Source organism: Stutzerimonas marianensis (assembly GCF_022810315.1).
GTDB classification, from domain to species: domain Bacteria; phylum Pseudomonadota; class Gammaproteobacteria; order Pseudomonadales; family Pseudomonadaceae; genus Stutzerimonas; species Stutzerimonas marianensis.
Window position 1 is genome coordinate 1 of record NZ_JALGRD010000016.1, and the last position, 12723, is coordinate 12723.

Consider the following 12723-nt stretch of genomic DNA (forward strand, 5'->3'; position numbering starts at 1 on the left):
TGGGTCAATTTTCCATCAGCGCCAACAACTGACGGGCAGCAAGTACAGGCCGCTTGCCGAAAAGCAAGCGCCCAGCGGACAGCCGGCCAAGGGGGATTAGCTGCATTGAGCCGTTTCTGATGCCAACGACCTTCAGCCAGACCAACCCTGACCTTGGCTCTGAGCGTCATCGTTATGGGCGGCGCTAGATGTCACGACAGGTAGTTCGGCCAGATGAGCCGGCTTCCACAGTCCGCTTTTGGCCGAAAGCAGCCAAAGCAGATTCGTCAGAGATGTAGCCACGACTGAAGGAGCAAGCCCAGCACAAACGGTCACCAAACGGTCACCAGAAACAGCCTTTTTGAGTTGCGACCAAAATAATCGCCCATAAAAAAATCCAGCCACCGCTAAGTGACTGGATTTTTTAGGGCTTTTTGGTCGGGACGGAGTGATTCGAACACTCGACCCCTTGCACCCCATGCAAGTGCGCTACCAGGCTGCGCTACGCCCCGACATTGCTTTCGTTATGCCCGAAAGCGGATCGCACTATACATTAAGCATCTGAATGTGTGAAGGTTTTTGTCTGTTTCAGCTCAGGTCTTGAGCACCTGAAGAACATCCTCCAATTCAGTGATCATCTGGCGGATGAGTTGCTTGTATTGCGTGGTATCGTCGCGCGCTTCGTCGCCTGACATTCGCTGCCGAGCGCCACCAATGGTAAAGCCTTGCTCGTACAGAAGCGAACGTATCTGCCGGATCATCAGAACGTCCTGACGCTGGTAATAGCGCCGGTTACCGCGACGCTTGACCGGATTCAGCTGCGGAAATTCCTGCTCCCAGTAACGAAGCACGTGGGGCTTCACTGCGCATAACTCGCTAACTTCCCCGATGGTGAAGTAGCGTTTGCCTGGTATCGCGGGCAGCTCGTCGTTATGACTTGGTTCCAGCATAGGCTTCGACTCTGGCTTTAAGTTTTTGCCCTGGCCGGAACGTCACGACGCGACGCGCCGTGATCGGAATTTCCTCGCCGGTTTTCGGGTTGCGTCCGGGGCGCTGACGCTTGTCGCGCAGGTCGAAATTGCCGAAACCGGACAATTTCACCTGCTCGTTGTGCTCGAGCGCCTGCCGAATCTCTTCGAAAAACAGCTCGACCAACTCCTTGGCCTCACGCTTATTCAAGCCTAGCTCTTCATATAGACGTTCCGCCATTTCAGCTTTCGTCAGAGCCCCCATACGCTATTTCCTTAACGTGGCATCGAACCTTTTTTCCAGGGAGGCAAGGATCTGCTGCATTGCAGTGCTTACCTCGTCGTCGTTTAGAGTGCGCGAAGGGTGCTGCCAGGTCAAGCCAACTGCCACACTTTTGCTAAGCGGATCAATACCTTTACCCTGATAAACATCAAAAAGCTTGAGGTCCGTCAGGTGTTCACCTGCAGCTTCGCGAATGCAGCCAAGCACCGCCTCGGCAGAAATCTCCCGAGCAACGAGTATCGCCAGATCCCGGCGAACCTCAGGGAAGCGCGACAGCTCGCAGAATACCGGCAACCGACCTTCTCTAATTTCGGATAGGAGCAGCTCGAACAGGTAGACAGGCTGATCGATACCCAGGTCCGACGCCAGCTGCGGGTGCAGGCTGCCAACGAACCCAACAAGCCGCCCCGCTCGATCGATACGTGCAGACTGCCCTGGATGCAACGCTGAGTGTTCGCCAGCGATGAATCGGTATGCGTTTTTATCTCCAGCGAACCCGAGCAAAGCCTCGACATCCGCTTTCACGTCGTAAAAGTCGACCCCTTCTTTCCCGTTGCCCCATGCCTCGGGAAGCCGACTACCGGTAACCACGCCTGCAAGCATCGGCTCCTGCTTCAAGTCCTCCAGCTGACCTACAAACCGCAGGCCACTCTCGAACAACCGCACTCGATTCTGCTGGCGGTTCAGGTTGTACTGCAGCGCCTTGACCAGGCCAGGCCACAGGGTGGATCGCATGGCCGCCATGTCGGATGAAATCGGGTTGGCCAACTGCAGCGGTTGGACGCCCGGGCTGAATTGCTCGAAAAGTTTGGGATCGATGAAACTGTAGGTGATCGCCTCCTGATAACCACGAGCGACGAGCAAACGGCGCAACGCTGGGAGTTCCGCCCTCGCCTCCGGGTTGGCCTCTGGAGCCAGACGGGCCTGGGGGTAACGCACCGGTAATTGGTCGTAGCCGTAGAGTCGCCCCAACTCCTCGATGAGATCGACTTCCAGACTAATGTCGAAGCGATGGCTGGGCACGGTGACGCACCAGCACCCAGGTCCCTGTTCGGTAACGCCAAGCTCCAGCGCTGACAACAGAGCCACAATCTGCTCGCCGGGCAGGCGCAGCCCGAGCATCTGCTCCACGCGCTCGGCACGCAGCAATATCGGATCAACCGTTGGCAGGCACTTTTCATCGACCGATTCAACAATAGGGCCGGCCTGCCCCCCTACGATTTCAAGCAGTAATGCCGTGGCGCGCTCCATCGCTCGGCGTGCGAGATTCGAATCAACGCCACGCTCATACCGATGCGATGCATCAGTATGCAAACCATAAGACCGAGCCGTCCCCGCCAGAGCGATGGCATCGAAGAAGGCGCTTTCAAGGAACAGATCCTGAGTCGACGCGTTCACGCCACTGTGCTCACCGCCCATGACACCGGCAATCGCCAGCGCCCGGTGATGATCGGCGATGACCAGCGTATCCGGTCGCAAGACCACCTCCTGCCCATCGAGCAGGACGAGCCGCTCCCCTTCCTCGGCCATCCGCACCCGAATGCCGCCCTTGATCTGCGCGAGATCGAATGCGTGCAATGGCTGCCCGAGTTCCAGCATGACGTAGTTGGTGATATCCACTACCGCATCGATGCTGCGAATATCGGAGCGGCGCAGACGCTCCACCATCCATTGCGGTGTCGCGACGGTGAGGTCGACGCCGCGGATGACGCGACCGAGATAACGGGGACAGGCATTCGAAGCCAATACGTCGACGGACCGCACCTCATCGTGCCCAAGTGCGACGGGCTGAACCTCAAGCGCCTTGACTGGGGCGCCATATATTGCACCCACCTCGCGAGCAAGACCAGCGATCGATAAGCAATCGCCGCGATTCGGGGTTAGCCCAATTTCGATGGTCGCATCATCAAGACCAAGACAATCCCGCAGGTCCGATCCCGTTACCGCGTCTGCGGCCAACTCCAGTAGTCCGCTGTCATCATCACTGATCTGTAATTCGGAAGCCGAACAAAGCATGCCGTTCGACTCAACTCCTCGCAGTTTGGCCTTTTTGATCTTGAAGTCGCCCGGCAATTGCGCACCAACCATTGCGAACGGGACCTTCAATCCGGCCCTGACATTCGGCGCACCACAAACGACCTGGAATACCTCGGCGCCGCTGCTCACCTGGCAAACGCGCAGTTTGTCCGCATCGGGATGGGGCTCGGCGCTGAGCACCTCCCCCACCACCACTCCGGAAAATTCGCCGGCCACGGGCGTCACGGCATCGACCTCGAGGCCCACCATCGACAGCCGCGCCACTAATTCGTCACGAGAAACCTGCGGGTTGACCCATGCACGCAACCACTGCTCACTGAACTTCATCCTGCTCTCCTAGAATGCGTTGACTGGACCGGCCTTAGCGAAATTGCGCCAGAAACCGAAGGTCGTTATCGAAGAACAGGCGCAAGTCATTCACACCGTAGCGCAGCATCGCCAGACGCTCAGCGCCCATGCCAAATGCGAACCCTTGGTATTTTTCCGGATCGATTCCGGACATACGCAGCACGTTTGGATGCACCATGCCGCAGCCCATGACCTCTAGCCATCCTGTCTGTTTGCAAACACGGCAGCCTTTGCCACTGCACATGACGCATTGCATATCAACTTCTGCCGATGGCTCGGTGAAAGGAAAGAAAGACGGACGGAAGCGGACACCGAGTGGCTTCTCGAAGAACACCCGCAAGAATTCTTCGATCGTCCCTTTGAGGTCGGCGAAGCTGATGCCTTCGTCGACCAATAGCCCTTCGACCTGATGAAACATCGGAGAATGCGTGATATCCGAGTCACATCGATACACGCGCCCAGGACATACGATCCGGATCGGAGGCTGCTGCGATTCCATGGTGCGCACCTGAACCGGAGAGGTATGGGTACGCAGCAACATGTTTGCGTTGAAATAGAAGGTATCGTGCATCGCACGCGCGGGATGGTGCCCTGGAATATTCAACGCTTCGAAGTTGTGGTAATCGTCCTCAACTTCCGGGCCTTCAGCGACGCGATAACCGATATGACTGAAGAATTGCTCGATGCGCTCAAGGGTACGGGTAACCGGGTGGAGGCCCCCTGAAGTCTCGCCACGCCCTGGCAGAGAGACGTCGATCCGCTCGGCTGTTAGCTTAGCGTCCAGTGCGGCTTTTTCGAGCTCGTTCTTTTTCGCATTCAAGGCGTCCTGAACCTTACCCTTGGCGGCGTTGATCAACGCGCCAGCTCTGGGCCGCTCTTCAGCGGAGAGCTTACCCAAGGTCTGCATGAGAAGGGTCAACTCGCCTTTCTTACCGAGATACTGAACGCGCATCTGCTCGAGCGCATTGACGTCTTGACTATGTTGCACCGCCTCAAGCGCTTGCGAGACCAATGCATCCAGGTTTTCCATGTACAACCTCCAGAGGTTCTTGCAGAACCGCACCCGGCGGGATGTGCCGCTCAGCCAGATGCACTTTTGCAAATGCCCCTTCAGATACGAAATAGGGGAAGAGCACTAGGCTCTTCCCCTATCGGTGACGCTACGAATCCGAAGATTCGATTGTCGATGGGCTTAGGCCAGAGAAGCTTTGGCTTTTTCGACAATCGCAGCGAAAGCTGCTTTTTCGTTCACTGCCAGCTCGGCCAGAACCTTGCGGTCGATCTCGATGGCTGCTTTTTTCAGACCAGCGATCAAACGGCTGTAGGACAGACCGTTTACACGCGCGCCGGCGTTGATACGAGCGATCCACAGAGCGCGGAACTGACGCTTGCGCTGACGGCGGTCACGGTAGGCATACTGGCCAGCCTTGATTACCGCCTGCTTGGCAACACGGAACACGCGCGAACGAGCGCCGTAGTAACCTTTGGCGAGTTTCAGGATTTTCTTGTGACGGCGACGAGCGACGACGCCACGCTTAACACGAGCCATGAGTAATTCCTCTCAATCTTGACCGAATTAACGAACGCGCAGCATGCGCTCTACTTTTGCGTTATCAGACGGGTGCATCAGGGATGTACCACGCAGCTGACGCTTACGCTTGGTAGACATTTTGGTCAGGATGTGGCTCTTGAAGGCGTGCTTATGCTTGTAGCCATTCGCCGTCTTCTTGAAGCGCTTCGCAGCGCCACTTTTGGTTTTCATCTTTGGCATGTTCGGTACTCCACACAGTGGTGATTGCAAATAACCGCAAGGCCTGCCAGTGCCCTGGTGGTTACTTTTTCTTCTTGGGAGCGATGACCATGATCAGCTGGCGTCCTTCCATCTTTGGATGCTGTTCGACCGATCCATATTCTGCGAGGTCAGCTTCGACCCGCTTCAACAGATCCATCCCCAGCTCCTGATGGGCCATCTCACGACCACGGAATCTCAACGACACCTTGGCCCTGTCCCCGTCACTCAGGAAACGTACCAGGTTACGCAGCTTGACCTGGTAGTCGCCCTCTTCCGTCCCTGGACGAAACTTTACTTCTTTGACCTGAACCTGCTTTTGGTTCTTTTTCGCTGCCGCCACCTGCTTCTTCTTCTCGAAGAGGTGCTTGCCGTAATCCATGATCCGGCAAACGGGCGGAACGGCATCGGCGGAGATTTCCACCAGGTCCAATTTGGCTTCTTCAGCTATACGAAGCGCTTCATCAACAGAGACGATGCCAACCTGCTCGCCATCAGCACCAATCAAACGGACCTCACGAGCCGAGATATTCTCGTTGATCGGGGCCTTGGGTGCAGCTCGTTTATCCTGTCTCATTTCACGCTTAATAGTCATTACTCCAATTCTTGGCGACCACGCCGGGAAACCGCCTGTGCCAGCAACTGGGCGAACTCATCCAGGGGCATGGACCCCAAATCAACGCCTTCACGGGTGCGCACAGCAACGGCTCGTGTCTCGACTTCCCGATCTCCAATAACCAGGAGATAAGGAACCTTGAGCAAGGTATGCTCGCGGATTTTAAAGCCGATCTTCTCGTTTCTCAAGTCGCACTTGGCACGGAAGCCGCGCTGATTCAGCGTCCTTTCAACTTCTGATGCGAATTCGGCCTGCTTGTCGGTGATATTCATGATCACCGCCTGGGTCGGCGCAAGCCAAGCAGGGAAGGCTCCCTCGTAGTGTTCGATGAGAATACCGATGAAACGCTCGAACGAACCCAGGATGGCCCGGTGCAGCATCACAGGATGCTGTCGGTCATTGTTTTCGCTGACATATTCGGCACCCAGGCGAATCGGCAAATTGAAGTCGAGTTGCAGCGTACCGCACTGCCAGACGCGACCCAGGCAATCTCTCAACGAAAATTCGATCTTCGGCCCGTAGAACGCGCCTTCGCCCGGCTGCAGCTCGTAGGGAAGCCCAGCACTATCGAGTGCGGCGGCCAGCGCAGCCTCAGCGCGATCCCACAGGTCATCGGAACCGACCCGCTTTTCCGGTCGGGTCGACAGCTTCAGCTCGATGTTGTCGAAACCGAAGTCGGCGTAGACGGCCTGGGTCAGCTTAATGAACGCTGCGGACTCGGACTGCATCTGCTCTTCGGTACAGAAGATGTGCGCGTCATCCTGAGTAAAACCGCGCACACGCATGATGCCGTGCAGCGCGCCAGATGGCTCGTTACGGTGACATGCTCCGAACTCCGCGAGACGCAACGGCAGTTCCCGATAACTCTTGAGCCCCTGGTTGTACACCTGCACATGGCAAGGGCAATTCATGGGCTTGATGGCATAGTCCCGGCTTTCGGACTCGGTGGTGAACATGTTTTCCGCATAGTTCGCCCAGTGGCCCGACTTCTCCCACAGACTACGGTCAACGACTTGCGGCGTACGAATTTCCTGGTAGCCATTGTCTCGTTGCACGCCGCGCATGTACTGCTCGAGCACTTGATACAGCGTCCAGCCGTTGGGGTGCCAGAACACCATGCCGGGCGCCTCTTCCTGCGTATGGAAGAGGTCCAGGCGCTTGCCGATCTTGCGATGGTCGCGCTTTTCCGCCTCTTCGATGCGCTGGATATAGGCAGCCAGCTGCTTCTTGTCCGCCCAGGCGGTGCCATAGATGCGCTGGAGCTGCTCATTCTTTGCATCGCCGCGCCAGTAGGCACCGGAAAGCTTGGTCAATTTGAACGACTTCAGGAAGCGCGTGTTCGGCACGTGCGGCCCGCGACACATATCCACGTATTCCTGATGGTAGTAAAGACCCATGGCCTGCTCATCAGGCATGTCGTCGACCAGACGTAGCTTGTAATCCTCGCCGCGCGAACGGAATACCTCGATGACTTCCGAGCGCGGCGTGACCTTCTTGATCACGTCATATTCGGTATCGATGAGCTCTTTCATCCTCGCTTCGATCGCCGCCATGTCATCCGGCGTAAAGGGGCGCTCGAACGCGATATCGTAATAGAAGCCCTCGGCAATCACCGGGCCGATGACCATCTTGGCCGAGGGATACAGCTGCTTGACGGCGTGCCCCACCAAGTGAGCGCAGGAGTGACGAATGATCTCCAGCCCCTCTTCATCCTTCGGCGTGATGATTTGCAGGCTCGCATCCTTTTCGATCAGGTCGCATGCATCGACCAGGCGACCGTCAATCTTGCCGGCAAGTGTCGCCTTGGCGAGACCAGCGCCAATGGACTGGGCGACTTCGGCTACAGTGACCGGCTGATCAAATGAACGCTGGCTGCCGTCGGGAAGAGTAATGATGGGCATGGCGCCTCCTCTCCTAGTGGTGACCCCTACCAAAGGCCACGTGGGTTGGGATGAGCCAGGAAAGCGACCCGCCGATTGACCCACCGTACGATGGCAGGAGCCCTGAGGCTGATCGACCAGGCCGAAGTCACTGGAAACATGGGAAAGCCCGAAATGCTTTCAGAAAGCCACCGGACTGACAAGCGATGCATAAAAAAAGGGTCGCTATTGCGACCCTTTTCGGAATTGGTAGGCACAATTGGATTCGAACCAACGACCCCCACCATGTCAAGGTGGTGCTCTAACCAACTGAGCTATGTGCCTCCGATGGACGCGCATTCTAGAGATACGACCGGGAGAGTCAAGCACTTTTTTCAGCTAAGCCACTGAATATTTGTAATTTTTGCAAAGCGCACGAATCAAGGTCCGTCGGGCAGTGGTAACGGGACAGGCTGAGCGCTAGCATCTGCGTTGAATATTCAGAACGGATGCCACCGAAATGCCGAACACCTCGTACCCAGCCTCCTATTACGCCGCGTCTGCGACCCCTACGCCAGAACGCCCACCACTTGCGAGCTCGGTCGAGACAGATGTCTGCATCATCGGTGCTGGCTATACCGGCCTATCCACGGGACTCTTCCTGGCTGAGCAGGGTTTTCGGGTCGTGGTGCTGGAAGCCGCCAGGGTCGGCTTTGGTGCATCTGGTCGCAACGGTGGACAAATCGTCAACAGCTACAGCCGTGACATCGACAGTGTCGAGCGCAGCGTTTCCGCCAATGATGCGCAACTGATTGGAGCAATGGCATTCGAGGGTGCCCGCATCATCCGAGAACGGGTATCCCGTTACCACATCGATTGCGACCTCAAGGATGGCGGAGTCTTTGCAGCGTTCAACGACAAGCAGATGCGCCACCTCGAAGCCCAGCGCAGCCTCTGGAACCGCTACGGCTACGATCAGCTTGAGCTGCTTGACGCGACAGGCATTCGCAATGTGGTTGCAAGCGAACGTTATACAGGCGGAATGCTCGACCACGGCGGCGGCCACATCCATCCACTCAACCTTGCATTGGGCGAGGCTGCCGCACTGGAGTCGCTGGGCGGAACCATATACGAACAGAGTCCAGCGATCAGGATCGAGCGCAGCGCCACACCGTGCGTTCATACCGCAGCGGGCCGGGTTACGGCCAAATTTGTCGTTGTAGCCGGTAACGCCTATCTAGGCGATCTCGTACCTGAACTTGCCGCGAAATCCATGCCCTGCGGCACTCAGGTCATCGCCACCGAACCACTGGATGACGCCCTCGCGGCGAGCCTTTTACCGCAAGATTACTGCGTCGAGGATTGCAACTACCTGCTCGACTATTTCCGCCTTTCGGCAGACAAGCGGCTCATCTATGGTGGCGGTGTCGTGTATGGGGCCAGGGACCCGTCCGACATCGAAGCGATCATCCGCCCCAAGATGCTCAAAACCTTTCCCCAGTTGGCAGCGGTGAAGACCGAATTTGCCTGGACAGGTAATTTTCTTCTCACGCTGTCCCGGCTGCCTCAAGTCGGGCGCATCGGTGACAACATCTATTATTCACAAGGCTGTAGCGGGCATGGCGTCACCTACACCCACCTCGCCGGCAAGGTCATCGCCGAAGCCTTGCGAGGGCAGGCCGAGCGCTTCGACGCATTCGCTCACCTCCCCCACTACCCCTTCCCGGGCGGACAGCGTTTCAGTGCGCCACTGAGTGCGCTCGGCGCCCTCTATTACAGCCTGCGGGACAAGATCGGCTTCTAATTCGGACAGGGCGGCAGAGGCCCGCATACACCCGGCGGCTCTCCAGAATCTGGCAGCTCGCCGGAAGCAAACCGAGCATCGCTCGGCGACAAGCGTGCCGCGCAGGCTTTCGCCGCGTGAGCCTGCCGTTTGCAGCCTCGCTCCGCCAGCACATGCGACAGGTTGAACCAGCCTGCCGCAAATTGACCCTCCCGCTCGATGCTCTGCCGCAACGCACGCTCGGCGCCGGCTTTGTCGCCTTGTGCGTAGGCACTGTTACCCAATGCAAACCACGACAGACCACTGGACCAGCGATCGGCCGACGCCTGGTAGGCCCGGTGCGCCGCCTCTACCCGCCCAGTCTGCTCAAGGTCGCTCGCCGCCTTAAGCCAGACCGTTTCTTCCGCCGTGGCGGGAAAGACGTCAGGACGCGTCGTGACGACGGCCCAGCGGTCCGCCTTCATCCAGCTGCGCTCGAACTGGCGAAAGCTGCCAACCCAGCGTCGCGTCGTGCCGGAACGGAGCACGATGGTCTGATCGACCAGGTCATAACCAACCACGACTGCAAAGTGCCATTGAGGCCAACGGTCGAAGGCTAGATTCTGCAACACCAGCACCGGATTGCCCGCCGCCACCTCGGCCAGCACCGACTCGAGCCGAGGCGACACCGGATAAACAAGCAGGTCATGAGCCCGTGCCGCGGCGACCATCTCGACCTGGAGGCTGCCCTTGCGTTTGGGTATGTAGACTCGCTCAACCAGGCGCTCCGGGTCGGTGTCGATGCCGCGCTGGGTGAGCACCGTCGCTAGTGCCGCGGGGCCGCACTGATAGTCTTCTTGCGGAAAGAATGGCGTCTGCTTCAGTTCGACCCTGGCCGGCAGCTGCGCGGACTCCATCGGCACAAGCGGAGACCGCGCACAGGCCCCTAGCAGGGCGCCCAGCAAGAACAGAGCAACTACTCGGATCAACGGTTGATACAGTTGATGAAGTTGAAGATGTTCGTGGCACACAGCATGTCAGTGATAATGAAGATCACCAGAAACAACACGATGATGCCCACGACGCCCGCACCTGCCGGAGCCTGGTCGAGCTGTTGGTTGAACTGCGCGAGCTCGGCCGGCGTCAGGCTGTTGATTCGCTGTTCGACCTGAGCTCGCTCAACCCCCATCGACTCCAGCTTCTTCTGCACATCTTCGTCATCGAGCATCGCCATCAATTGCTGCTGGTCCACCCGCTGCTGCTGTTCGGCGACGATTTCCGGCGTACCGATCATTGCCGCCTGAGCGAAAGGGATCTGAGCGAATAGCATGAAATGAAGCGCTGCCAGCACGCTGGCGACGCGCTTGAGTAGGGAGGAATGGAACATGGCGAAACTCCTTGATTGTTGTCAGCCCTGCTCGGTTGCAAAGGGCCATCACCCCTAAGACGCCGCGGCAGTTCCGCCAGTTCCCTGTTGCGTATCGCTTGATCAGGCGCGGCGCGGCAAACTGCACAGAACACACGGCCCTCGTTATAGTGGCCGAGCCCTTTACGTGAAAGGAGAATCCATGCATCCCTTGAAGATCGTCGCCCCGCTCTTGCTCGCCCTGACCATCGCAGGTTGTCAATCCAGCCCTGATCAGCCGCCCAAGGCAACCAGCGCGACGCCTGAACGCTGTGACGCTGCAGCAGTCCGACAGCTGACCGGGCAGAAAGCGACACCAGAATTGCTTGATGAGGCGCGTGTACAGAGCGGAGCGACCACAGCCCGGATTATTCGCCCGGCAGACGTCGTCACCCTTGAGTACCTGGGTGATCGCCTCACGCTGTATACCGATGAAGCACTGATCATCCAGCGAATCACTTGCGGGTAACCCGCACGCCCTTCCCCGAACGGGGAGCTGAGCGGCGGCGGAGGGATGTTGCGCCCTCCGCCGCCGCGTTTCACCCCTGAGGCACGGCCCGGCGCACATGCAGCCGCGTAGCGGAAAGAGGCTTTGGAGGGGTGAGCAGGAAAGACAGATCGTATCGTTTGATGATCGCCTGCACGACTAGCGGCGCCGCGATCCCGACCAGGGTACCCAGCACGAGGTGCAGCGGTATGTTATCTACACCAAGAAAGCTCGCCAGGACTACTCTCAGCCCACTGCCGGCCAGGATATGCACCAGATAGATCGTCATCGAGGACGCGCCGATGAACAACAGCCACTCGATTCGGACCCGCCCAAGCCACATTGACAGCGCGACCATGAACATAATCGACACTGTCGCAAGCGCCAGGACCGGTAGCCCACCGACCGTCCAGTTCAAGCCGAAGGTTACGTGAAACAGATACTGACCGATCACGAACAAGGCGCCGAATAGCCAGGTCAACCGAACATGACGCGCCAGGAAATATCCCTTGATCTCGTTGAAGGCAACTCCAAGCGTGAAGAACACGGCATTACCTAACACGAATGACGAAATGGTCCCGAACGTAAGGTCCTGCTTGAACACATAAAGCACGCCGAAGCCGAGCAGGATGGGCAGAAACATCCCACGCCCCACTTTTGCATAGATGAATGCGCAGACTACGAAGATGAAGAACAACGCATACAGGAACCAGAACTGTGCGCGTGGTGACCAGAGAAGCGAGAGCACTTCGGTGACCGTCACGTCGCCATTCGTATAGTTCGAAAGCACGACTTCAATGAAGCCCTGCAGCAATGACCAGACGATGAAGGGGTACGCCACCGTATCCACCTTGTTCACTATCAGGCCGGTCGTTCCGCGCTTCATCAACGAGTCATAAAAGAACAGGCCGGACAGAAAAAAGAACAGCGGCATGTGGAAACTGTAGATGATGCTGTCCACGAGCACATAACGCGTCTCGTCCATCGGCAGGCCAGCGTTGAAGACTCCGCGAGCGACATGTCCATAGACGACCAAGATGATGCCGATGGCCTTGGCGTAGTCCACCCAGGCGTTTCTTTCCTGCATTGCATTCTCCTTGTCCAAGCAATACCGGACGGGTACCAGCGAGAACTGGCGCGAGTTGGGCAGCTTTGGACAATGGAAAATGGCATCCGTTTATCGAGCTGGC

Annotated in this window: 13 protein-coding genes and 2 tRNA genes; 2 read left to right on the forward strand and 13 right to left on the reverse strand. The window is 57.8% G+C overall.

What is annotated here, in order from left to right:
• Positions 1-414: 414 nt before the first annotated feature.
• The 10 genes from MST27_RS21100 to MST27_RS21145 form a co-directional block, all read right to left on the reverse strand.
• A tRNA-Pro gene (locus MST27_RS21100) sits at positions 415-491 on the reverse strand.
• An 81-nt stretch (positions 492-572) separates the two neighbouring features.
• Entirely contained in the window at positions 573-929 is a 357-nt protein-coding gene (locus tag MST27_RS21105; protein WP_243607856.1) for a MerR family transcriptional regulator, read from the reverse strand.
• On the reverse strand, positions 910-1212 hold the full coding sequence (gene ihfA, locus MST27_RS21110; protein ID WP_003282572.1) for an integration host factor subunit alpha: 303 nt from the start codon (positions 1210-1212) through the stop codon (positions 910-912). Before ihfA ends, MST27_RS21105 begins: the two co-directional genes overlap by 20 nt.
• A gap of 3 nt (positions 1213-1215) precedes the next feature.
• The gene (gene pheT, locus MST27_RS21115; RefSeq protein WP_243607857.1) at positions 1216-3594 is read right to left on the reverse strand and encodes a phenylalanine--tRNA ligase subunit beta; all 2379 of its coding nucleotides are present in this window, start codon (positions 3592-3594) and stop codon (positions 1216-1218) included.
• A gap of 34 nt (positions 3595-3628) precedes the next feature.
• The gene (pheS, locus tag MST27_RS21120; protein WP_243607858.1) at positions 3629-4645 is read right to left on the reverse strand and encodes a phenylalanine--tRNA ligase subunit alpha; all 1017 of its coding nucleotides are present in this window, start codon (positions 4643-4645) and stop codon (positions 3629-3631) included.
• 162 nt (positions 4646-4807) lie between these two features.
• Entirely contained in the window at positions 4808-5164 is a 357-nt protein-coding gene (gene rplT / locus MST27_RS21125) for a 50S ribosomal protein L20 (protein WP_131648508.1), read from the reverse strand.
• 27 nt (positions 5165-5191) lie between these two features.
• Positions 5192-5386 (reverse strand): 50S ribosomal protein L35, encoded by a 195-nt coding sequence (rpmI, locus tag MST27_RS21130; protein WP_019339386.1) that lies wholly within the window; start codon positions 5384-5386, stop codon positions 5192-5194.
• A gap of 61 nt (positions 5387-5447) precedes the next feature.
• Positions 5448-5999, reverse strand: a complete 552-nt coding sequence (infC, locus tag MST27_RS21135; RefSeq protein WP_243607859.1) for a translation initiation factor IF-3 — start codon at positions 5997-5999, stop codon at positions 5448-5450.
• Positions 5999-7921: a threonine--tRNA ligase gene (gene thrS, locus MST27_RS21140; RefSeq protein ID WP_243607903.1), complete on the reverse strand. Its 1923-nt coding sequence runs from the start codon at positions 7919-7921 to the stop codon at positions 5999-6001. The genes infC and thrS overlap by 1 nt, the downstream gene beginning before the upstream one ends.
• 226 nt (positions 7922-8147) lie before the next feature.
• A tRNA-Val gene (locus MST27_RS21145) sits at positions 8148-8224 on the reverse strand.
• Positions 8225-8399: 175 nt separating this feature from the next.
• Here MST27_RS21145 and MST27_RS21150 point away from each other — a divergent pair.
• The gene (locus MST27_RS21150) at positions 8400-9683 is read left to right on the forward strand and encodes an NAD(P)/FAD-dependent oxidoreductase (RefSeq protein WP_243607860.1); all 1284 of its coding nucleotides are present in this window, start codon (positions 8400-8402) and stop codon (positions 9681-9683) included.
• Here the strand turns inward: MST27_RS21150 and MST27_RS21155 are convergent.
• On the reverse strand, positions 9680-10558 hold the full coding sequence (locus MST27_RS21155) for a PA2778 family cysteine peptidase (RefSeq protein ID WP_420864262.1): 879 nt from the start codon (positions 10556-10558) through the stop codon (positions 9680-9682). The two genes, MST27_RS21150 and MST27_RS21155, sit on opposite strands and share 4 nt — an antisense overlap.
• 68 nt (positions 10559-10626) lie before the next feature.
• Positions 10627-11028: a PA2779 family protein gene (locus tag MST27_RS21160; RefSeq protein WP_243607862.1), complete on the reverse strand. Its 402-nt coding sequence runs from the start codon at positions 11026-11028 to the stop codon at positions 10627-10629.
• A 181-nt stretch (positions 11029-11209) separates the two neighbouring features.
• On the opposite strand from MST27_RS21160, the gene MST27_RS21165 reads away from it, so the two are divergent.
• On the forward strand, positions 11210-11515 hold the full coding sequence (locus MST27_RS21165; protein ID WP_243607863.1) for an I78 family peptidase inhibitor: 306 nt from the start codon (positions 11210-11212) through the stop codon (positions 11513-11515).
• 70 nt (positions 11516-11585) lie between these two features.
• Here the strand turns inward: MST27_RS21165 and MST27_RS21170 are convergent, their stop codons facing one another.
• Positions 11586-12620 carry an acyltransferase family protein gene (locus tag MST27_RS21170; RefSeq protein WP_243607864.1) on the reverse strand — a complete coding sequence of 345 codons (1035 nt, stop codon included), beginning with the start codon at positions 12618-12620 and terminating at the stop codon, positions 11586-11588.
• Positions 12621-12723 lie beyond the last annotated feature (103 nt).

What these genes read in the sequence shown, in the direction of transcription:
- MST27_RS21105 (WP_243607856.1), bottom strand. Translation starts at nt 929, where the DNA reads ATGCTGGAACCAAGTCATAACGACGAGCTGCCCGCGATACCAGGCAAA.
- ihfA (WP_003282572.1), bottom strand. Translation starts at nt 1,212, where the DNA reads ATGGGGGCTCTGACGAAAGCTGAAATGGCGGAACGTCTATATGAAGAG.
- pheT (WP_243607857.1), bottom strand. Translation starts at nt 3,594, where the DNA reads ATGAAGTTCAGTGAGCAGTGGTTGCGTGCATGGGTCAACCCGCAGGTT.
- pheS (WP_243607858.1), bottom strand. Translation starts at nt 4,645, where the DNA reads ATGGAAAACCTGGATGCATTGGTCTCGCAAGCGCTTGAGGCGGTGCAA.
- rplT (WP_131648508.1), bottom strand. Translation starts at nt 5,164, where the DNA reads ATGGCTCGTGTTAAGCGTGGCGTCGTCGCTCGTCGCCGTCACAAGAAA.
- rpmI (WP_019339386.1), bottom strand. Translation starts at nt 5,386, where the DNA reads ATGCCAAAGATGAAAACCAAAAGTGGCGCTGCGAAGCGCTTCAAGAAG.
- infC (WP_243607859.1), bottom strand. Translation starts at nt 5,999, where the DNA reads ATGACTATTAAGCGTGAAATGAGACAGGATAAACGAGCTGCACCCAAG.
- thrS (WP_243607903.1), bottom strand. Translation starts at nt 7,921, where the DNA reads ATGCCCATCATTACTCTTCCCGACGGCAGCCAGCGTTCATTTGATCAG.
- MST27_RS21150 (WP_243607860.1), top strand. Translation starts at nt 8,400, where the DNA reads ATGCCGAACACCTCGTACCCAGCCTCCTATTACGCCGCGTCTGCGACC.
- MST27_RS21155 (WP_420864262.1), bottom strand. Translation starts at nt 10,558, where the DNA reads ATGGAGTCCGCGCAGCTGCCGGCCAGGGTCGAACTGAAGCAGACGCCA.
- MST27_RS21160 (WP_243607862.1), bottom strand. Translation starts at nt 11,028, where the DNA reads ATGTTCCATTCCTCCCTACTCAAGCGCGTCGCCAGCGTGCTGGCAGCG.
- MST27_RS21165 (WP_243607863.1), top strand. Translation starts at nt 11,210, where the DNA reads ATGCATCCCTTGAAGATCGTCGCCCCGCTCTTGCTCGCCCTGACCATC.
- MST27_RS21170 (WP_243607864.1), bottom strand. Translation starts at nt 12,620, where the DNA reads ATGCAGGAAAGAAACGCCTGGGTGGACTACGCCAAGGCCATCGGCATC.